The sequence below is a fragment of the Filomicrobium sp. genome (assembly GCF_025698805.1).
In the GTDB taxonomy this organism is placed as follows: Bacteria; Pseudomonadota; Alphaproteobacteria; order Rhizobiales; family Hyphomicrobiaceae; genus Filomicrobium; species Filomicrobium insigne.
This window is the reverse complement of the sequence record NZ_JAILWT010000002.1, coordinates 98,747-120,091: the sequence shown is the minus strand read 5'-3', so window position 1 is coordinate 120,091 and position 21,345 is coordinate 98,747. Positions and strand designations below refer to the sequence as shown.

Annotated in this window: 15 protein-coding genes; 8 read left to right on the top strand and 7 right to left on the bottom strand. The window is 57.0% G+C overall.

Going from position 1 to position 21,345, the window contains the following annotated elements; all coding sequences use genetic code 11:
• Positions 1-27: 27 nt before the first annotated feature.
• Together K5845_RS04270 and K5845_RS04265 are read right to left on the bottom strand one after the other, a co-directional pair.
• Positions 28-1,617 (bottom strand): DEAD/DEAH box helicase, encoded by a 1,590-nt coding sequence (locus tag K5845_RS04270; RefSeq protein WP_287958460.1) that lies wholly within the window; start codon positions 1,615-1,617, stop codon positions 28-30.
• A 308-nt stretch (positions 1,618-1,925) separates the two neighbouring features.
• Positions 1,926-2,603 (bottom strand): aquaporin, encoded by a 678-nt coding sequence (locus K5845_RS04265; RefSeq protein ID WP_046475833.1) that lies wholly within the window; start codon positions 2,601-2,603, stop codon positions 1,926-1,928.
• A gap of 446 nt (positions 2,604-3,049) precedes the next feature.
• Here K5845_RS04265 and K5845_RS04260 point away from each other — a divergent pair, with 446 nt between their 5' ends.
• Positions 3,050-4,453 (top strand): fatty acid desaturase family protein, encoded by a 1,404-nt coding sequence (locus K5845_RS04260; protein ID WP_287958459.1) that lies wholly within the window; start codon positions 3,050-3,052, stop codon positions 4,451-4,453.
• A gap of 100 nt (positions 4,454-4,553) precedes the next feature.
• Here K5845_RS04260 and K5845_RS04255 read toward each other — a convergent pair whose 3' ends face one another.
• Together K5845_RS04255 and K5845_RS04250 are read right to left on the bottom strand one after the other, a co-directional pair.
• On the bottom strand, positions 4,554-4,841 hold the full coding sequence (locus K5845_RS04255) for a hypothetical protein (RefSeq protein WP_046475837.1): 288 nt from the start codon (positions 4,839-4,841) through the stop codon (positions 4,554-4,556).
• Between the two features lie 144 nt (positions 4,842-4,985).
• A complete protein-coding gene (locus tag K5845_RS04250) occupies positions 4,986-5,573 on the bottom strand; it encodes a VCBS domain-containing protein (RefSeq protein WP_287958458.1) in 588 nt (195 codons plus the stop codon).
• Between the two features lie 226 nt (positions 5,574-5,799).
• On the opposite strand from K5845_RS04250, the gene K5845_RS04245 reads away from it, so the two are divergent.
• Complete coding sequence (locus K5845_RS04245) at positions 5,800-7,590, top strand: patatin-like phospholipase family protein (RefSeq protein WP_287958457.1); 1,791 nt, start codon at positions 5,800-5,802, stop codon at positions 7,588-7,590.
• Between the two features lie 36 nt (positions 7,591-7,626).
• On the opposite strand, the gene parE is transcribed toward K5845_RS04245, so the two are convergent.
• Positions 7,627-9,645 carry a DNA topoisomerase IV subunit B gene (parE, locus tag K5845_RS04240; protein WP_046475844.1) on the bottom strand — a complete coding sequence of 673 codons (2,019 nt, stop codon included), beginning with the start codon at positions 9,643-9,645 and terminating at the stop codon, positions 7,627-7,629.
• Between the two features lie 207 nt (positions 9,646-9,852).
• The gene (panC, locus tag K5845_RS04235) at positions 9,853-10,872 is read right to left on the bottom strand and encodes a pantoate--beta-alanine ligase (protein ID WP_342027533.1); all 1,020 of its coding nucleotides are present in this window, start codon (positions 10,870-10,872) and stop codon (positions 9,853-9,855) included.
• Positions 10,873-10,994: 122 nt separating this feature from the next.
• On the opposite strand from panC, the gene putA reads away from it, so the two are divergent.
• The 3 genes from putA (at position 10,995) to K5845_RS04220 (ending at position 15,915) form a co-directional block, all read left to right on the top strand.
• Positions 10,995-14,198: a bifunctional proline dehydrogenase/L-glutamate gamma-semialdehyde dehydrogenase PutA gene (gene putA / locus K5845_RS04230; RefSeq protein ID WP_287958456.1), complete on the top strand. Its 3,204-nt coding sequence runs from the start codon at positions 10,995-10,997 to the stop codon at positions 14,196-14,198.
• Positions 14,199-14,301: 103 nt separating this feature from the next.
• Positions 14,302-15,093: a hypothetical protein gene (locus tag K5845_RS04225; RefSeq protein ID WP_046475847.1), complete on the top strand. Its 792-nt coding sequence runs from the start codon at positions 14,302-14,304 to the stop codon at positions 15,091-15,093.
• Between the two features lie 129 nt (positions 15,094-15,222).
• Positions 15,223-15,915 (top strand): DnaJ domain-containing protein, encoded by a 693-nt coding sequence (locus K5845_RS04220; protein ID WP_046475852.1) that lies wholly within the window; start codon positions 15,223-15,225, stop codon positions 15,913-15,915.
• 27 nt (positions 15,916-15,942) lie between these two features.
• Here the strand turns inward: K5845_RS04220 and K5845_RS04215 are convergent, their stop codons facing one another.
• Positions 15,943-17,412, bottom strand: a complete 1,470-nt coding sequence (locus K5845_RS04215) for a serine hydrolase (protein ID WP_287958455.1) — start codon at positions 17,410-17,412, stop codon at positions 15,943-15,945.
• A gap of 368 nt (positions 17,413-17,780) precedes the next feature.
• Between K5845_RS04215 and K5845_RS04210 the strand changes: the two genes are divergently transcribed.
• The 3 genes from K5845_RS04210 (at position 17,781) to clpA (ending at position 21,237) form a co-directional block, all read left to right on the top strand.
• Positions 17,781-18,122 carry a phasin family protein gene (locus K5845_RS04210; RefSeq protein WP_046475857.1) on the top strand — a complete coding sequence of 114 codons (342 nt, stop codon included), beginning with the start codon at positions 17,781-17,783 and terminating at the stop codon, positions 18,120-18,122.
• 292 nt (positions 18,123-18,414) lie between these two features.
• Positions 18,415-18,759 carry an ATP-dependent Clp protease adapter ClpS gene (clpS, locus tag K5845_RS04205; protein ID WP_046479796.1) on the top strand — a complete coding sequence of 115 codons (345 nt, stop codon included), beginning with the start codon at positions 18,415-18,417 and terminating at the stop codon, positions 18,757-18,759.
• A 6-nt stretch (positions 18,760-18,765) separates the two neighbouring features.
• Positions 18,766-21,237, top strand: a complete 2,472-nt coding sequence (gene clpA / locus K5845_RS04200) for an ATP-dependent Clp protease ATP-binding subunit ClpA (RefSeq protein ID WP_046475863.1) — start codon at positions 18,766-18,768, stop codon at positions 21,235-21,237.
• The last annotated feature ends 108 nt before the right edge of the window (positions 21,238-21,345 follow it).

The window sequence follows — 21,345 nt, the reverse complement described above, 5'->3', positions numbered from 1 at the left end:
CGAAATCGGTTTTGCTCCTCTTTCGCGTTATTCGCTCGGCACCTTTGCACGGGCCGGGTCGGTCTTCGGGGTCGCTGTGCGGCTTGGCCGACGTACCGGGCGACGGAGGAAAGCCGGAATGTTGTCCGCGAAGCCCTGCGCAGGGGCTACCAAATCGCTCCCGTCGCTGGATTTCGCGATAGCGCGTTGGCGCTTTTGGGTGCTGTCGGTCTTTTTGATGGGTTCTGACGCGGTCTCTTCGGTTTTGGCGGCAGCCTTAGGCGGGGCATCGGGCTTGCGCGCACGCTTCGGTTTTGAGACCTTTTGTTTGGCGTCGGTTTCTTCTAGCATGACCGGTTGTTCGGTCACGGCTTGCTCGTCTTTTGAACTCCTGCGCGACGGTCTTGGAGCTCCTCTGCCGCTCCCACGTCCACGCTCGGGGGAACGTTGACCGCGTGCGCGGCGGCGCTTCTTTGAAGAGCTGTCGGCCATGTCCTCCTCGGAGGGAGGTTCGCCGATCCAATTCGCCGTTGTTCCGGTGATCTTTTCAATGTCGCTCACGAGCTTCAGGTCCTCGAACGTCACGAGGGACGTTGAGTTGCCTTCGCGGCCTGCCCGGCCCGTTCGGCCAATGCGGTGAACGTAATCGTCGGATTGCCAGGGCAGATCAAAATTGAAAACGTGGCTAACGGCCGGGATATCCAACCCGCGTGCAGCCACATCGCTCGCTGCGAGAATTGTGATTTCGCCAGAGCGGAATTTATCGAGTGTTTCGGTGCGGCTCTTCTGGTCCATGTCACCATGCAGCGCTCCGGCATTGAAACCGTGCTTCAGCAGTGACTTGTGCAGAATGGCGACATCGCGTTTTCGGTTGCAAAAGACAATGGCGTTCTTCACGTCGTCAGAGCGCATCAATTCGCGCAAGACTTCGCGTTTGGCCCAGTCTTCGCCATCGGGGCAATACCGGAACAGCTGCGTGATGGTTGTCGCGGTGGTTGCCGGCTTGGCCACTTCGATGCGCATAGGATCATTCATGAACTGATCCACGAGGCGCGTGATCTCTGGTGGCATCGTCGCAGAGAAGAACAGCGTCTGACGGCGCGGCGGAAGGAGTTTGCAGATTTTCTCGATATCGGGAATGAAGCCCATATCCAGCATGCGGTCCGCTTCGTCGATGACGAGTATTTCTACACCCATCAGCATGACGCGGCCGCGCTGAAAATGGTCTATCAGGCGGCCGGGCGTGGCAATGAGGACATCTACGCCGCGATCTAGCTTTTTGGTCTGCTCGTCCATGGAGACGCCGCCGATCAACAGCGCCAAGTTGAGCTTGTTGTTGGCGCCGTATTTTTCGAAGCTTTGTGCGACCTGTGCGGCAAGTTCACGGGTTGGCGCGAGGATCAGGGATCGCGGCATACGTGCACGCGCTCGTCCGGTCTCAAGACGGCAAATCATCGGCAAAGTGAAAGATGCGGTTTTGCCGGTACCGGTTTGTGCGATACCGAGTATATCGCGGCCTTGAATAGCAACGGGAATAGCGGCCGCCTGAATGGGTGTCGGCGTTGTATAACCTGAGCTATCGACCGCCGCCTGGACCTTTGGGCTCAGGCCGAGCTCAGCAAATGTCAGTGTCGTCAAAAGTCATTTACTCCAATTTCGGACGTGGCACGCCTGGACAATCGACACGGACCTGCCGTCGGGAGCGCAGAAATTTTTTGAGACAAGCGAGCATTCGATATGAAGGCTGAGGTCTCGGTAAGGGAAAATGTTGGTCTACCCTCTGCGCCCGAGTTGTTAATGGCAATTGCACATGGGCCTCAACAACGCAAGAAAAACCCGTATCTTATGCTTATTTGCCACGGGATTTTCGTTGCGGAATTGTCATCAATCGCTTCCCAGCTTCATATGCTGGATCAATCATGCAGCCATAAAGCTCTTTAGAGTGGCTATTCTTCGTTAAGCCATCGGGCGATAAGGCCGCCCGTCACAGCTCCGAGAATTGGGGCAACCCAAAACACCCAAAGCTGAGCCAGAGCATGTGCGTCAGTGAAAATTGCCGCTGCCGTAGCGCGCGCTGGATTAAGCGCAGCGTTAGACACCGCCAACGCCATTATGTGGAACATGGTGATGGAAAAGCCGATCGCCAAGGGCGCGACGCCTGAGGGCGCGGTGCTGGATGTGGCCCCCATGAAGACGATGACGAGCAGTGCTGTCGTTAGCCATTCGATAAGCATCACACTCATCAACGAAAACTGGCTCTTACCGCCAAAAGTACTCGCGGCTGCGGATAACGTCGGCCAGTCGCCGCTGCTTGCTCCAGCCCGGATGACATAGATCAAGCTTGCGGCTGCGATTGCGCCGACCAGTTGCGCTGCGATGTACCCAAGGGCCTGGGCGGGCGCAAAGCGCCCTCCCGCCACGAGGCCCAGTGTTACGGCGGGATTGAAGTGGCCGCCGGACACGTGGCCAACGGCATAGGACATGGCGATAAATGCAAGACCGGGTGCCAGCGCCGTCGCGACGAGGCCGCCGCCAGCGGGTTCCGCGAATAAGATGGCGGCGAAAAGCGCCGCAACACAACTGAACGAGCCGATAAGTTCTGCTGAAATGGACCTGAGATTCATGCGTTACCGCCCCCCATTTTAATTGCCGGTTTTGAATGCGCGCTAGAGGATTTTTTCTCGCACTGCGTTTGCCGGAGTCGCAGAAGTTTTAAAACCGCGGATGGCGGTTCAATATGGCAAGGGCCATTTAATCCAAGTCTGGAATGGTCTGTCCGCGATGGAACAAACACCATTTACACGCGGTTTTACCCGATGCGAGGGGCTAGTGCTGCGTACAACTTTGTTGATCTGGGAACTTTCGGCAGATGCCGAAGGCTAGAACGCGCAGCTACACGAGTTTTTGATGCGGCAAGAGCCCGCACGTTAAGCCAAGCATGTGATTTAATGAGATGCAGGTTTAATATTTTGTTTTAAGACGTTGATGTAATGGGGCTAGACCAGGGCGCTGATCGGGGACACAAATCCCGGCGCCTAATGAAGTGAAGAAACGATCTCGGGGTACTGTCATGGGATCTCAGAGCACGGCCGTCCAAAACGGTATTGATGCTGACGTAGATATGGACACGAAGCGCGATTATCGTGCTGTGATCCGGTCGCTCAAAGAGCGCGACAATTACACCAACTTTGCGTACATCGCGCAGGTATGGGCCATCATCATTGGTACTATTGTTCTTACAGTCTGGAGTTTCTCCGTTGTTGCGTGGGAGGGACTCGGATGGTGGTGGAATATTCCAATGGTCGTTGTAGCGGTTTTCGTCATTGGGGCTTCCCAGCACCAACTCGGGGGAATTGTGCACGAAGGCACGCACTTTATTCTCTTTGAGAATCGCAAATTGAACGAACTGGCCTCGGATTGGTTCGGTGCCTTTCCGATTTACACGTCTACGTATGCGTTTCGGCTGCATCATCTTGCGCATCATCAATTCGTCAATGATCCGGAGCGTGATCCGAATTTCTCGCAAGCCAAAGATTCCGGTCACTGGTTGGATTTCCCTGTTGCGCACATCGATCTCGTTTGGGGGATTATCCGGCAGCTCAATCCCGTTCTCTTGGTTAGCTATATTGCGGCGCGCGCGCGCTACAGCGCTTTGGGCGTAGACACCAATCCCTATGCAGATCCTAAGTCTCCAGGTTCGCCCTGGGCGATCCGTTGGGGTGTGCTCTATGCCGTAATGGTGCCCTTCGCCGTGATCGCTTTGTTGTCTGCGGGAGAGCTCGGATACGCAGATTCAGCTTCCATGACGACTTGGGCGATGGGCATCATCGTCGTCGCTACAGCTGTGCTCGTCGTCTACTACGCTGTGATCCCTGACGACGCCTTCGCGAAGAGCCGGCTTGACCCGATCATTTCGCATCGCGCGACCGCTATCAGCCGTTTGTCCTTCATGGCTATTTTGTACAGCGGTTTGACCCTCGGGGAATACTACAGCGGCGGTATGCCTATGTGGGGCTACTTCGGGCTTTTCTGGATCCTGCCCTTGTTCTCGACGTTTCCGTTATTCATGATTCTGCGGGAGTGGGTCCAGCATGGCAATGCCGATCGGGGTCGTTATACGAATTCGCGCATTTTCCTTGTTAATCCGTTCGTGCGTTATGCCGTGTTCCCGTTTGGCATGGATTACCATTTGCCACACCATCTCATGGCGGCTGTTCCCCACTATAAGCTCAAGGGTTTGCACGAACTGCTTCTTGAGAAGGACGCGCAATACTCATCGCGTGCGCAGGTTGTCGAAGGCTGGTCGCTTCACAAGGGAACGCAGGATAACCCAACGATTGTCGATGTCCTCGGGCCTGATTTCGCGCCCTCCGGCAATACGGCATATGTCGATGACGCGACGCTGGAATATGCCAGCGTCAACGACAAGGACGCGATTGCGGCTCAAAAGCAGGAATCTCTGAACAATCACTGAGATTGGCCGCAATGCTCGCGACCGGAAATAAGCTGAGGGCTCGCAACCAGATTGAATCGGTTGCGAGCCCTCTAATTGTTTTCGTGCTCTTGCGTTGAGTTTACTTACAGACGCGTGCCCAGGCTTTGCACTTAACCAGGAGGTCACGGTCTGATTTCGTTTTGTGATGGGTCGGTCCGACGTGAGGCTTCACGCCCTTTTCGCGCGCCCAGCGAGCGATGGAACGCTTAAGAGCAGTGTCTGCGAACGAGCAGGCGATCGTCTTTTCAACACCGTAGCCCTTGCCCGTGAATTTGTAGCAGTTACCGGCAGCTGCGGGTGCGGATGCCGAAACGGCAAGTCCGGCGATAAGCGCTGCGCTTGCGGCAGCCTTTAAAACCAACTTCATAGGGAAAAACTCCAAGCCCGTTTCAATCCGTCAACGGCATATCCGTAGCCTGGGTATTTGACAATTCTCTTGTAGCTCAAACTTTCTCTGAGTTGTGATCGCGCAACAGCAACTGATGGTTGACGCATTGCGTTGCAAGGGGAATCAAGCTGTTCGCGCGTGGTTGGTCTTACTTTCTTGCTCTGTCGTAATTCGCAGAGTGACGCGCAGGCGTTCCGTGCCATCTTTTGTCGTGCACGTGAAGGCGTCCGCAAAGTCTTCGTCATGAATGGTCCGGCTATAAATAAACGTGCCATCTGCGCGAATTGTGAGTGTGCCAAAGTTCCCGGGGATTTGGACGGGCCGGGTTTCAGGAACGGCAAACGACATGCCTTCGAATGAGACCTCGCTGACACATGTGGTCGCCGTGAAGTCAGATCCCGCCATGAGAGACCCAGCGGCGGTCGTTGACCCCGAAAGGGGGAATTCTTTTGTCTCTCCGGCGTTCAAAAGGTGCGCAGCGTTCGCGTCATCATTATCGGCATAGGAGCTCAGAATGACGTTCGCCGGCGGCTCGAAGTCCGCGTCACCGATCAGGTGAAAAAAGTCTTTAGATACTGTTTTGCTGGGGCTCGGCGTGATTGGAGCTTCCACGCATGTCCGCTCCGTTGGCGCCGGAGCGTCGCTGCTGCTCTCGTTGCAATTCACGTTTGATGGCGCAAGGGCCATAGACCCGTGGGCAAAAGCAGCCATTGGTACGCAATACTCCAAACTCACTCGCGGTTCGCAACACCTGGGCGTCCCGCGCGCTTACTCTGTCCGTTTGAACTAAAATTATTCCTAACGAGGAATGCCTGAGCGCTGTTTTTGCTTTCTTGATTATTGAGAATGCCTGAAAATCCGCTCATCCGTGGGCTCGTTGGAGCCGTGTCTGAGTGGTGCGTGTCGTCTACTCAATCGGGCTTAGAGGGAGTGCGGTATGGCCATGCCTTCCGAGCCAGACCTTTCTCAGATTGAGGTTTTCGAGGAACTTTCCGCTGCCGAGCGTATGCAACTGGAACACCGACTAAGTTCCATGACCGTGCCGCGCGGGACCCTCCTTATACGTGAGGGTGAAGAGGCGGATGCGCTGTATATCGTCGTTTCAGGCCGGTTCGCGGTTATTCGCGATGGTGAGGCGTCCATTATCGCCGAGATCGGTGTGGGGCAACCGATCGGGGAGATCGCTTTTTTCGGAGGCGGACGCCGAACCGCTAACGTGCGCGCTCAGCGTGACAGCATCGTATTGGTTCTGACGCGCGCCGACTTTGCCGAACTTGCGGGGCAATTGCCATCGATCTGGCAGAGTGTTGCCAAAGCCCTTGCGACGCGGCTGGCGCGCACGACCATTGGGCGGTGTGTCGATCGTTATGCGGCGCCTCAGACAATCGCTGTTTGTCGCGCTGGAGCTGGCCCTGTTTCACCTCAGTTCATCGCTGGTTTGCGTGAGTACTTTGCGGGCGCTCGCGATACCCTGATCCTCGATCACGGCCGAGCCGTCGATGCAATCAAGGCAGATGAGACATTTGCCACTTCGGCAGAGACCGGGTGGTTCAATGATCTCGAGCGGCGGTATCGCCGCATTTTCTACGTCTGCGACCACGAGCTCACGGCCTGGTCGGAGAAAGCGCTTCGACAAGCCGATCATGTGCTTCTGATTGGCGAGGCGGCTGTTACTGAGTCTGCTGCGCGTACTCCCAACGCGTTGGAGCGTGTCGTCACTTCGCTGCATGACTCGTGCAATGTTCGCCTTGTTCTTCTTCACTCCAAGCGCGACGCGGTGGCGGGGACGCCGTTGTGGCTCGATCCGAGGCGATGGATCGACGCGCATCATCATTTGGTGTTGGGGGACAAGAGCGACTTCGGCCGGCTGATGCGCTTCATTGATGGTGAGGCGCTAGGTCTTGTCGCGTGTGGTGGTGGGGCGCTCACTGCTGCGCACATCGGCATGTATCAAGCGTTGCTGGAAGCTGGCTATACCTTCGACATCATGGGGGGCACCAGTGGCGGCGCGGCGATGACGGCGGCGTTTGCGCTTGGTGTCAGTCCGGCCGATATCGATCAGCTGACGCACGACATCTTCGTGAAGCGCAAGGCGATGGGGCGGTGGACGTGGCCACGTTACAGCCTGCTCGACCAGGAGGTGTTTGAAGCCGCGCTGGTGGAGCATTTCTCGTGCGAGGATGTCCGAGATTTGTGGACACCCTATTTCGCAGTGGCGACCAACCTTTCACGCAATACGGTCGAGATCATTCGCTCCGGGCCTTTGTGGGCCGCGGTCCGGGCTTCGTCGGCAATTCCTGCGCTTTTGCCGCCGATGTACACGCCGGAAGGCGAGATGCTGGTTGACGGCTGCCTTATCGAGAATGTGCCGCTTGCCGCTATGCGCAAAATCAAAACAGGACCGAATGTGGTGCTCGATCTTCAGGTCCCGAATGTGGGCACGCGGTACAATGGCGATGTTGCATTGCCGTCGCGGCTTGGTCTCATTGGGGGCATGCTCTGGCCTGGCTTGGCGAAGTCATGGCCGAAGGCTCCGGGGCCTCAAGCGGTTTTGATGCGCAGCCTGATGCGTGAGACGCAGGATATTGCGGCTGATCTGCTGCCGGGGGATCGGCTCTTGTCGTTTGCGGTGCCTACTGATGCCAGTTTGCTCGACTGGTCACGTCATAGCGAATTGCGCTGGGCGGGTTACGAGTTCGCGCGTGACGCGTTAGCTGCAGAACGCTAAAGGCGAGAGGGACGCTTCACCCTCCCGCATGACGGACTAAACGTCCAAGTCCGTTACAAATGCTGCCCGATCCTGGATGAACCTGAACCGTGCTTCGGGCTTGGAGCCCATCAAAGCGTTCACCGCTTCAGAAACGATTTCATTGCTTTCGTCGTCGATGACCACGCGCAGGAGCGTGCGGACCTTCGGGTCCATCGTCGTTTCTTTGAGCTGGCCCGAATTCATCTCGCCGAGACCTTTGAACCGGCTGATTTCAACCTTGGCGCCAGCTTTGAACTCGGACTTCAAAAGCGCATTCTTGTGGTCTTCGTCGCGTGCGTAGACGGACTTGGCTCCATGGGTCAACTTGAAGAGCGGCGGCACCGCCAGGAACAGGTGTCCCTTGGTGATGAGTTCGGGCATCTGCTGAAAGAAGAACGTGATCAGCAGGGATGCAATGTGGGCGCCGTCAACGTCGGCATCGGTCATGATAATCACGCGCTCGTAGCGCAGATCATCGTCCCGGTAGTGTTTGCCCAAGCCGACGCCGAGGGCCTGTATCAGATCCGATAGAAGCTGGTTTTGGGCCAGCTTAGCTGCGGACGCGTTGGCGACGTTCAAGATCTTGCCGCGCAGCGGCAGGATCGCCTGGGTTTCGCGGTTGCGCGCACTCTTGGCAGAGCCGCCGGCCGAGTCGCCTTCGACGATGAAAATTTCTGTGCCTTCGGCGGACCGTATCGTGCAGTCCGCCAGTTTGCCGGGCAGGCGCAATTTGCGTGTGGCGGATTGGCGGCTGACTTCCTTATCGCGGCGGCGCTTCAAGCGCTCTTCGGCTTGTTCTATGACCCATTCGAGCAGCTTGTTAGCTTGTTGTGGGCGATCGACGAGCCAATGATCGAATGAATCGCGAACCGTCGTTTCGACGATGCGAGAGGCTTCCTGTGTTGCCAGTTTATCCTTGGTCTGGCCTTGGAATTCGGGTTCGCGGATGAACACCGAGAGCATGCATCCGGCCGTGACCATGACGTCGTCGGCGGTGATTTGAGCGGCTTTCTTGTTGCCGACGCGATCGCCGTAGGCACGCAGGCCTTTCATCAGGGCAGCGCGGAGACCGGCTTCATGTGTGCCACCCTCACCCGTTGGGATCGTATTACAATAGGAATTCATGAAGCCGTCAGCGTTGCCGATCCAGGCCAGAGCCCATTCGACCGATCCGTGTCCGCCGGGTTTTTCAATGCGGCCTGCGAACAGCTCGTTGGTAACCAGCGTAAGGCCGTTGATGGTCTCTTGGAGATAATCGCGCAGGCCGCCGGGGAAGTGGAAGACGGCCTGGGCCGGTGTGTCATCCTTGATGAGTTCCGGATCGCATGACCAGCGGATTTCGACCCCGCCGAACAGATAGGCTTTGGAACGGGCCATCTTGAAGAGGCGCGCGGGTTTGAAAGCTGTGCCTTTACCGAAGATTTGCTCGTCGGGTTTGAAGCGAACCCTGGTGCCGCGGCGGTTTTTGATCGCGCCAAGTTTTTCCAGTTTTGACTGCGGCTTGCCGCGAGAAAATACCATCCGGTAAAGCTGCTGGCCGCGTGCGACCTCGACCTCGAGGATTTCGGAAAGTGCATTCACGACGGAGACGCCGACGCCGTGTAGACCACCGGAGGTCTGATACGCCTTGCCGTCGAATTTACCGCCAGCGTGCAAGGTCGTCATGATGACTTCGAGCGCCGACTTCGATTTGAATTTGGGGTGCGCGTCGACGGGAATGCCGCGCCCATTGTCCGCAACGGTAAGATAGCCGTCGGCGCCGAGATTGACCTCGATGTAGCTGGCGTGACCGGCCACCGCTTCGTCCATCGAGTTATCGATGATCTCGGCGAACAGGTGATGCAGCGCCTTCTCGTCCGTGCCGCCGATATACATACCGGGGCGACGGCGTACGGGCTCTAGGCCCTCAAGGACCTCGATGTCAGCTGCGGTGTAATTATCGGAGGCGTCCGTCGATTTGCGGCCGCGCGGCTGTTTTTCTTTCAATTCGGTCTCGGAGCTCGAAAAGAGGTCGATCGTTTGTGGTTTGGCCATCGCGTATCGTCCGCATTGTTCGTCCGGTCGACGAAAAGGGGCGCCGTTGCTGACGCGTCACTAAAAAGCGCGGCACGAATCCGTCGGCTGGTATGGTTGCGGCAGAGTTGGCACGGGGGAGGGCGGCTTGGCAAGCGCCATCAAGTCACGGTGACGTCGCGAAATATCCCCTGTCCCTGATATTACGTGTGACCATATTGCAATGGCTTATGGCGATATGGAGACATTGTCGATGAGCCTAGTACGGCCAAGCCAGGCGGCGGCGAGAACCCGTCCCGGGCGGCCGGATGAGGGATCAAACGTGCCTAATGTTTCAGCATCACGTATTTCGACGTAGTCCACTTTGTTGAAGCCGAGCGAGAGTAATTTCATTGCTGCATCTGCGCGTAGAACGCCGAGATTTCCCGTCTTTGCGGCATCGGCCACTTCGTAGATCGTGCGATGAAGGTGGGGGGCGACTTCGCGTTCGCGCGGCGCGAGATAGGCGTTACGCGAAGAAAGCGCCAAGCCGTCTTTTTCACGCACGGTCGGAACCGCAATGATTTCCGTTGGAACATTGAGATCGCGGACCATCTGCCGAACCACGCAGAGCTGTTGATAGTCCTTCTCGCCGAACGTCACGTAGTCGGGAGCGACTTGATTCAACAATTTCAGCACGATGGTGGCGACGCCCTGGAAGAAGTGGGGGCGGAAATCGGTTTCCAGTCCGTTCGCGGTCGAACCTGCGGATACATAGGTCGAGTATCCTTCCGGGTACATTTCTTCGGCTGGCGGGGCCCAGACCATATCGACTTCGTTCTCGCGCAAACGGCCAACATCACCGTCTTCATCTCGCGGGTAACGGTCGAGATCTTCATTCGGCGCGAACTGAGTTGGGTTGACGAAGATAGATACAATCGTGTGTTTCGCGGCTCTCTTGGCCGCCTGGACCAGCGAAATGTGGCCCGCGTGTAACGCGCCCATCGTCGGCACGAGGGCGATCGGCTCAGCTTTTCTGCGCCAAGGCGCTGTCGCCTGGCGCAGATCGGCGACGGTTCGTATGATTTCTACGTTTGACGTTTTTTTCTTATCGGATGTTCGGGGGGCGGACTGAGTGCCCTTGGCCGTGTGAGATTTTGCGGGTTTCTCGACGACATCCGCTGCCGCTTTCTTCTTTTCGGCCTTCAGGCCGGTGCCCGAGAGCTTCGCGGTGCGTTTGCGCGCAGTCTTTTTTGGGGGTTGTGCCACGTTTCATCCACCTTTCGATGTTCGGCGCACCAATAGTTATCTGATATGCTAACGAAAATTTACACGGTGAGTCGTCTTGCGTTCTCAACAAAATCGAACGAAGGGACGGCAGGGTGGCGGTTATGGATAGTCCGCTTGCTATCGGCGGGCCGACGATTTCGGCTCTCGATCTTACAACGCCCGATAAGGATCTTGCAGCTGCACATTTAGCTGACGAGCAGCGGCTTGTCGCGGAATTGCTAGCGGAAAGCGAACTGCACGACGGCGAGCGTCGGCGCGTGAGTGAGGTTGCGCGTCAACTCGTGCATTGCGCGCGCGCCAATCGGCATAAATTTGGCGGCGTCGACGCGTTTATGAGGGAATACGGGCTTTCCAGCGAGGAAGGCGCGATCCTGATGTGCGTGGCGGAGTCGCTGTTGCGTATTCCCGACCATGAGACGCAGGATCAATTGATCGCCGAAAAAATTGGTGAAGGCGCTTGGGACAAACATCTCGGTCATTCCGACAGCATGTTTGTCAACGCTTCCACCTGGGGGCTGATGCTCACGGGCCGTGTCGTAAAATTGCGCGATGCTAAGGGCGCGAGCCCGATCAGTGTGTTGAAGCGGCTGGTCGGGCGTTCTGGCGAGCCCGTTATCCGACAGGCAATCCGGCGTTCTGTCTCCATCCTTGGAGATCAGTTCGTGCTTGGGCGGACTATTAAAGATGCCCTAGCGCGTGCTCAGCCGCTGCAAGAGCGTGGCTACATGTTCTCCTACGATATGCTGGGGGAAGCCGCGCGCACGCAGGCCGACGCAGACCGCTATTTCGACAGATATATGTCCGCTCTGGATGCGATCGCGGCGACAACCGGGCCAGTGATGACGCAGCATCCTGACACGTTGATGCGCCGCCCGAGCTTATCGGTGAAGCTGTCTGCGCTGCATCCGCGTTATGAGCCCGGCAAAGAGGCGCGCCTTGACGATGAGTTGTTACCGAAGCTGATGAGGTTGTTCACGGAGGCGCGTAAGCAGGGCATTTCCGTGACGATTGACGCTGAGGAGCAAGATCGTCTCGAACTTCAGCTGCGCATGTTTGGTCGCGCCTATGAGGACCCGGCGCTGCATGGGTGGCATGGTCTTGGTCTTGCCGTTCAGGCGTATTCTAAGCGCATGATGCCTCAGTTGCGATGGCTGAGACGTCTTACTGAACGGGGCGGTCAGCGCATTCCGGTGCGGCTGGTGAAAGGGGCTTATTGGGACAGCGAAATCAAGCGGGCTCAGGAGTTGGGCTTGCGGGACTACCCGGTATTCACTCGCAAGCTGCATACCGACCTTTCGTTTATCTCCGGCGTCCGCTTCCTCCTGTCTGATCGCAAGGCGTTCTACCCGCAGTTTGCGACGCATAACGCGCAATCCCTTGCCGCCGTTTACGTGGCGGCGGCGAACACGCCGTTTGAATTTCAGCGGCTGCATGGCATGGGAGAGGCGCTTTATGAGGAAGTGGTGGGCGATAGTCGGCTTGGCTCGGTCTGCCGGATCTATGCGCCTGTTGGCGGCCATGAAGATTTGTTGCCGTATCTTGTACGCCGGCTTCTCGAAAACGGGGCTAATACGTCGTTCGTCAACCGTTTAGCGGACGAAGATGCACCAATCGCTGAGATCGTTCGTGATCCGGTTGCGGTTTTGCAAAGTGAGCGCGATGGAACGGGACCTGCTCAGCCTAACCCCATTCCGCGTCCGCGCGACATTTTCGAACCGCATCGCCGTGCAAGTGCCGGGCTCGCCCTGGCTGATCGCACGGTACGAAGTGAACTGCTTTCGGGCATGGCGAGTGCTCTTCTCTCGCCTTTCGAAGTTGGACCGTTGATCGACGGTGAGCTGACACTTGGTGATGCCAGACCTCATCGTATGGTTTGCCCGCATGATCACCGCCAGGATATCGGCCAGGTTCACTGGAGTGATGCTCACCATATCGAAGCGGCTATTTCGAGTGCCTGCCGGAATGCGGAGGCATGGGACCTTACACCTGTGGACGAGCGCGCGCGCATTCTAGAGCGTGCGGCCAACTTGTTCGAAAGCCAGCGTACGCAGTTGATGGCGGTCATTGTCCGCGAGGCTGGAAAAACAGTCACTGCAGCGCATGATGACGTCCGCGAAGCCGTTGATTTCCTGCGGTACTACGCCAACGAGGCGAGACGACTTTTCAGCGGACCGATTTCGCTTCCCGGACCTACCGGCGAGCGCAATGAAATGACGTATCGGGCGCGGGGTCCCTTTGCCTGTATCAGTCCCTGGAACTTCCCGATCGCAATCTTTACGGGGCAAATCGCGGCGGCGCTGGCGGCAGGAAATCCTGTTCTTGCAAAACCGGCAGAACAAACTCCTCTGACGGCGTTTCTGGCAACACGGTTGTTGCATCAAGCCGGTGTGCCTGCCGGTGTGCTGCATCTGCTGCCAGGGTATGGCACGACCGGTGCGGCATTGGTCCGTGATCCGCGTGTTCAGGGTATCGCCTTTACGGGGTCCAATGCGGCAGCCTGGGCCATTCAGAAGGGACTTGCTGACAGGCGTGCGGCGATTGTTCCGCTGATTGCGGAAACCGGCGGGCTGAACGCAATGATCGCTGACTCTAGCGCGTTACCCGAACAGGTTGTTCGGGATGTTATGCGATCGGCGTTTGACAGTGCCGGACAGCGTTGTTCTGCGGCCCGCATGTTGTTCGTTCACGAAGACATTGCGCCGCGCACACTCAGCATGCTCGCGGGGGCCATCGAGGAACTTAGTTTAGGGGACCCGATGGACTATGCGACGGATATCGGACCGGTTATTGACGAGCAGGCTCAAGATACGCTGGACGCGCATAAGCTGCATTTGGGCCGTGAGGCTCAGTTGATTGCCGATGGAGGTATGCCGGAGGACTGCAGGGCGGGGACGTACGTCAGCCCGGCAGCTTATGAGATCGAGCGGATTGACATTCTCAAGAGCGAAGTTTTTGGGCCCATTCTTTATGTCGGCCGTTATCAGGGCGGCATGCTGGATAAGGTGATCGACGCGATCAATGTCACTGGGTACGGCCTGACGTTGGGGTTACACAGCCGGATCAATTCCGTCGCTGACCATGTTGCCCGGCGGGCGAAGGTCGGGAATCTCTACGTTAACCGCAACCAGATTGGCGCGCTCGTCGGTGCTCAGCCGTTTGGTGGTGAGGGCTTGTCAGGGACGGGGCCGAAGGCTGGTGGTCCAAATTACGTGCAACGGTTTGCGACTGAAAGAGTTCGCTCCACAGATATCACCGCGACTGGGGGTAATCTCGACCTTTTACGCGCTGGAAACGGAGAAGCCTAAATCTTGATGGCAGCCCCGTGACTTGCCAACCTGATGGGGTGTGGCCACCTTAGCAGGAGGTTGCCCATTCTGCGGCCTTTCGCTTTGCGAAGGATAGAGCTTCATGACCACCAAGGATAAGCGCGATACGAAGATCATTCCCGAGGATGTTACGGGGGCGAGTGTACCCGCTGATCGCGCGTCTGATCGACTGCCGGATACCGAGAGATCCTCGGATCAAGAGGTGGCGGATTTTCTCGCAAAGATGAAGGTGGCACCGCGCACCCAAAATACCGGGCGGGGGCGTCTGATATTCGCCATGGACGCAACGATGAGCCGCCAGCCCACCTGGGACATGGCCATGCAGTTGCAGTCGGAGATGTTTGCCGCCGTCGATCAGATCGGCGGTCTTGACGTGCAGTTAGTTTATTTTCGCGGGTTTGGCGAATGCAGGGCTTCAAAGTGGGTGAGTGATCCCATGGCTTTGCAGCGCCTGATGACGCAGGTTGGTTGCCAGGGGGGACGCACGCAGATCGGTAAGGTTTTGACCCACGCGAGGCGGGAAACCGACAAAAAACAGGTTAATGCGTTGGTGTATGTCGGCGACAGCATGGAAGAAAGCGTTGATGAGCTTTGTGCGCGTGCCGGCGAGCTCGGGTTGCTTGGGATGCCGGTGTTCCTGTTTCAGGAGGGCTATGATCCGGTAGCGGAACGTGCGTTCAAGGAGATTTGCCGATTGACGGGTGGTGCCTGGTGCCGGTTTGATGCCGGTTCGGCAGTGCAGCTACGTGAGTTGCTGGCGGCGGTTGCTGTGTATGCTGCGGGTGGCCGCGAAGCGTTGCAACGACTTAGCTCGGAACGGTCGGGAAGTGGAGCTCGTGCGTTGTTACAACAAATGAAACCGGCGGCGTCGTAACGCTGAGGGTGTTGCCGCATTGCGCTTTGGTGTAGGCCTTGCCAACCTGTTTTGTGATCGCCTTACACGCGTGTGCTTTCCGATATTCCGTTTCAACTTGAAAGGGCGCGGGACCCTGTTAATGCGCTGATGCAATTCCTTCTTCTAGGTTTAGCGCTACTTGCTTTGGTGCTTATCGCTGTGCACGGCTTTACTGGGGCAAACCCGGGGAAGCTGGCTGTGCAGCTCAAGCGGGCGGCCGGGGTCATTGCGCTCGCTGTCGCTGGTCTGCTGGCTTTGCGCGGAGGCATCGGATACGCGGCGCCCGTAGGATTATTTGGGATCTGGCTGCTGTTCGGCAGCGGTTCGCTGCCAAGAACACGTAAATCGGGCGGGCAGACATCGCAGGTCACCACCGATTTTCTCGAGATGGAGCTTGATCATGATACCGGTGAAATTCGTGGGCGCGTGATCCGCGGTCTCTTTGAGGGGCGGCGCATCGAGACGCTGGAGGCAGCAGAGCTTGCTCTGCTGTGGCAGGATGCACGGGCGGATGATCCTCGCTCCGCCCAATTGATCGAAGCTTATCTTGATCGGGCGTATCCGAAGTGGCGCGAAGACATGGCGCGCGGAGAAAGAGAAATGAATGGGCCGGATGGCCGCATGACTGTGGCAGAGGCTTACGAAATTCTCGGGCTTCGCCATGGTGCCAGTCGTGACGAGGTTCGGCGCGCGCATCGCGAGCTTATCGTCAAGCTTCACCCCGATCGCGGTGGTTCCACCTATCTTGCGTCAAAAATTAACGAAGCCAAGGAAGTGCTCTTGGCGAATATTTCGCAATAGTCGCCTCACAGGAGCCAACGCATTTGTCTAGCGCTGGCTCGTGACGAAGCAGTCGATTTGAAGGCTTCGTAGTTCGTGGCACGTTGACGTTGCCGCCGCTTGCCCAAAGCCTGCGAAGCGTGCGCGATAGAGGGTTCGTGAACCATTGTTTACGGGTTCTGTAATGGGAACGTAGTCGGCGAGTAGTCTGTTGGTCCGTCGGATTACGGCTTCCAGGCTCTGTTCGGCTTCTTGACGTGATCCAAAGGCGCCCACCTGAACCTGATAAGGGCCGTTCGGTACCCGACCTTGCACCTGGCCTCGCACATTTTGCTCTGGTTCTTCTCGTGACCCTTCGCCGCTTGTATCGTCCACGACGCCGCTACGGGCGAGCAATAGAGCCAATTGATCCTGCAGCGTGCCTGGGGCGCGTCCGGGTGGTTCGTTGGTGGGTTGATGCTGTGAAGGGCGATTCGCATAGGCGGGCGATGGCGTGGGGCGGCCCTGCACAACATCGTTCGGACGCACGCGCGCGATCGCGATCTGAGGTTCGGCGCGTCCGACCTCAATGGGTTCAGCAAGAACAGGACGGCGTGGCGGAATTGATGGGCGCATCATAGGCTTAGGTGTAGCGACCAACATCGGCTTACGCGTCTGGTGCGTAGAAGCTCGCTTGAGGGACTTGTAAAGCAGGCTCGTCATTTCGGCGTTGCGCGTCTTGGATGTGCGCCCGCCGAATACTGCTGCGACGACGTATTTACCGTCCCGCTTTACCGACGAAACGAGATTGAAACCGGAAGCGCGGATGTAACCAGTCTTAATGCCGTCGACGCCACGGATCTTGCCCAAGAGCCTATTGTGGTTGCGGTAGGTCTTGCCCCGGTATGAGAACGTCTGCGTTTTGAAAAGCTCGTAGTGCTTTGGAAAATCGTCCTGAAGCCGCATCGCCAGTGTGAGCATATCGCGTGCGGTCGTCACCTGATCCTCATTCGGCAGGCCAGATGCGTTCTTAAAGACGGTCCGTTTCATGCCAAGCGCGCGTGCCTTTTCCGTCATAAGGCGGGCGAAGCGGGTTTCAGAGCCCCCGATATGTTCTGCGACCGCGCACGCCACATCGTTCGCGCTCTTTGTAATGAGAGCCTTGATGGCATCGATCAGGCGGATGCTTTCCCCGACGTCTAGGCCGAGTTTCGAAGGGGGTTGGCTGGCGGCCTGCGCGCTGAACCGGATTTTTGTACCGTAGCTGAGCTTTCCTGCTTCAATGAGTTCGAAGGCCATATACAGCGTCATCATTTTCGTAAGCGAAGCAGGGTGACGCAATTCGTCCCCAGAGCTGTTGTGCAGCACTTTGCCGGTGTTGGCGTCCATGGCCATCGCGGCATGCTTTTCGGCGTTGGCTGCCTGCACATCCGAAACCAGGATTGCACAAGCCAACGTCAAAACGGTCAGAACGGCACTATAAAGTGACGTCCTGTCTGAGGCTTTTTTGCCGGTATGACGTGTGAAATTTCTGGCCATCGACCGCTAAGGTTTCCTTGCCAACTTCTTCTGATGCGCACCAAATGGCCTCACGCCAGAGTGCGTCTTCGCCTGCGTTTGCTCCGAATCTCCCATCATTCCACAGACTGGCAGACCACGGTTTTTTGACGTCTTTGCGGCGCGTTAAGTCCCTCGCTGGTCCGAATCCCAGCCTGTCAATTGCATAGACTCGAGGTGCCCAAGTTTTCGTTAACATCGGCCTGCCGTGCTCGCTTGCTCCTTGTGCAGTGCAAAAAAAATGTTTGAATCTGCGGTTGTGCGTTGCAAATATCAGGTTTCGAGCTGCCAGGGGTGCGGTCGTCCACCCCTTATTTTCCGAGAAATCTCTTCCGAATACGGAGTGGAACATGGATGTTAATGCGGCAAAGAACTTCGAGGCTTTCCAAAAGCTCGGCGAGCAGAACATGGATTCGGTGACGAAGCTGATGGACGACTGGACCAGGGGCTGGCAGGCCATTGGCGCTGAAATGACGGATTTTACAAAGCGCTCGTTGGAAGACGGTACGGCGACGTTTGGTAAGCTGATGACTGCGAAGTCATTTGAGCAGGCTGTCGAGATTCAGTCGAACTACGCCAAGCGTGCTTGCGACGAATATATGCATCAGATGACCAAGGTTGGTGAAATGTATGCGAGTTTGGCCAAGCAGGCCTATTCCCCAATGGATAAGATCTTATCAGGCGGCCGTTGAGCCGGGTTCGCGAGCGCTTTATAATCTACGCGACGGCCCGGCTCGAGCCGGGCCTTTTTTGTGTCGACATGTGTACCCATCTTAGCAGGCGGGACAACGAATTACATACCGGCTGCCCTTCGCGAGATGGCAGTGTTTAAAGCGGCAATAGTGTTGAGTGCGGCGCTAGCAAGCCGGTAAGAAGATGAGATGCTCGGGGGTTCCCGACGCGAACAGATGATTTGAGACGATGCACGTCGTATCCGGCGTGCCGTTCGAGGCGGCGATGATCGAACTTAAGAGCCCGATTCAAATGGCCGGACCCAACGGGTCCGAAGGTGGTGAGGGAGGTGACGACAATGAAGGTCGGACCGGCCTCGTCACCAAGACGCGCCCCAAAACGAAGAAACCGAGCCTATATAAGGTTTTATTGCTGAATGACGATTATACTCCCATGGAGTTCGTAGTTCATGTCCTGGAACGGTTTTTTAACAAAGGGAGGGAGGACGCCACCCGCATTATGCTGCACGTGCACCACAAGGGGGTGGGCATTTGCGGCGTCTATACATACGAAGTCGCGGAAACGAAGGTGACGCAAGTGACCGACTTTTCCCGCCAGCACCAGCATCCCCTGCAATGCACAATGGAGAAAGAGTAGGTTCTCGTGCCATCGTTCTCGAAAAGTCTTGAAGCAGCCCTGCATCGCGCGCTCGAATATGCAAACGAGCGTAAACATGAGTTTGCAACGTTAGAGCATCTGCTCTTGGCGCTCGTAGATGATCGCGATGCGGCGGGTGTTATGCGTGCTTGCAACGTCGATTTAGACACACTACGCGGACGCGTCAGCGAATATCTCGATTCAGAATTAGGTGCGCTCGTCTCTGAAACATTGGACGAGGCTCAGCCGACGAACGGCTTTCAACGTGTCATTCACCGTGCTGTCGTGCATGTACAGTCCTCCGGGCGTGAAGAGGTGACGGGCGCCAATGTTTTGGTCGCCATCTTTGCTGAGCGCGAGAGCCATGCGGCGTTCTTCCTGCAGGAGCAGGAGATGACGCGGTTCGACGCGGTTCAGTACATCAGCCACGGTATTGCTAAACGTGCTGGGATGTCTGAGCCTCGGTCCGTGCGCGGCGTCGATGAGGAGAGCGAAGCCGCCGAGGAGAAAAAGCCCGGCCAGGACGCGCTCAACAGCTATTGTGTGAACCTCAATAAAAAGGCGCGCGACGGCAAGATCGATCCGCTTATCGGCCGTGAACAGGAGGTTCTGCGTACCATCCAGGTTCTGTGCCGCCGGCAGAAGAACAACCCGTTGTTTGTCGGTGATCCGGGTGTCGGTAAGACGGCGATCGCGGAAGGTCTTGCTCGCAAGATAATTCGCGGCGAAGTTCCCGAGGTTCTTCGCGGTGCTACGATCTTCTCTCTCGATATGGGTTCGCTGTTGGCCGGCACACGGTATCGCGGCGACTTCGAGGAACGCCTGAAGGCGGTGATGAAGGAGATCGAAAACTACCCGGGTGCGATCCTCTTCATTGACGAAATCCACACCGTGATTGGTGCGGGGGCTACGTCGGGTGGCGCGATGGATGCATCCAATCTGCTCAAGCCTGCGCTGCAGTCCGGCACGGTACGCTGCATCGGTTCAACGACCTACAAGGAATATCGCCAGCACTTCGAGAAAGATCGTGCGCTCGTCCGTCGCTTCCAGAAGATCGACGTGAAGGAGCCGACGATTGAAGACTCGGTGGAGATCCTGAAAGGTCTGAAGCCTTATTTCGAGGAGTTCCACAAGATCAAATACACGCTGCCGGCCGTGCGGGCGGCGGTTGAGCTGTCGGCGCGTTACATCAACGATCGAAAGTTGCCGGACAAGGCAATCGACGTGATCGACGAGACTGGCGCTTCACAGATGTTGTTGCCGGAGGAGAAGCGCAAGAAACGTGTGACCGTCAAAGAAGTCGAAGCGACGGTCGCGACGATGGCGCGTATTCCGCCCAAGACGGTTACGAAGTCTGATGCCGAGGTTCTTATCGCGCTTGATCGCGATATGAAGCGGCTCGTCTTCGGGCAGGATAAGGCGATTGAATTGCTGGCCAGTGCAATCAAGCTTGCGCGAGCCGGACTGCGCGAGCCTGAAAAGCCGATCGGTAGCTATCTGTTCTCCGGTCCTACCGGTGTCGGTAAGACCGAGGTGGCCAAGCAACTCGCTAGTCTGATGGGTGTTGAACTGCTGCGCTTCGATATGTCGGAATACATGGAGAAGCACACAGTTTCTCGGCTAATCGGCGCACCTCCGGGCTATGTCGGCTTCGATCAGGGTGGCCTGCTTACAGACGGTGTGGACCAGCATCCCCATTGTGTGCTTCTGCTCGACGAAATCGAGAAAGCTCATCCGGATCTGTTCAACATCCTGCTGCAGGTCATGGACCACGGTAGGTTGACGGACCACAACGGTAAGTCTGTCGATTTCCGCAATGTGATCCTGATCATGACATCGAACGCTGGGGCCAGTGATCTGGCCAAGCCGCCGATGGGCTTCAATCGCAGTAAGCGCGAGGGTGAAGATACCGAAGCGATCAATAAGCTGTTTACGCCGGAATTCAGAAACCGGCTCGATGCTGTGATTCCATTCTCGGGACTGTCCCCTGAGGTGATAGCGAAGGTCGTCGAGAAGTTCGTCTTCCAGCTTGAGGCACAGCTTGCTGATCGCGGTGTCACGATCGAACTCAGCGAAGACGCATCGAAGTGGCTCGGTGAAAAGGGCTACGATGAGAAATTCGGCGCGCGGCCTCTGGCTCGTGTGATCCAGGAGAACATCAAGAGGCCACTCGCGGACGAGTTGTTGTTCGGTAAGCTCGAGAATGGCGGTACCGTCAAGGTGGTCGTCGAAGGCGAAGGCCCTGATCGGAAGCTTGGCTTCGAATTCCTTGCCGCAGACCCTTCGGAAAAGAGGTCCAAGGGTACGGCGTATGACGAGGAAGAAGAGGACGAGGGCGACGAGGAACCACAGGCGGTGCTTGTTGAGGCTTCGCCGCGCAAAGCGCTTCCTGGTCCCAAAGGCGGGCGCAAGGAGAAATCCTCGCGCGGTGGCGGCACCGGTGCTGTCCCGAGTGTCCCTCGTAAGAAAGGTGAATAACCTTTAAGCTTTACGAATTGCATATCGTGGTGTGCGAAGAGGCGGCTCGGAAACGGGCCGTCTTCTTTATTTGCCTCTTCCACGGATGCATAGCTCCCATGCCGGGAT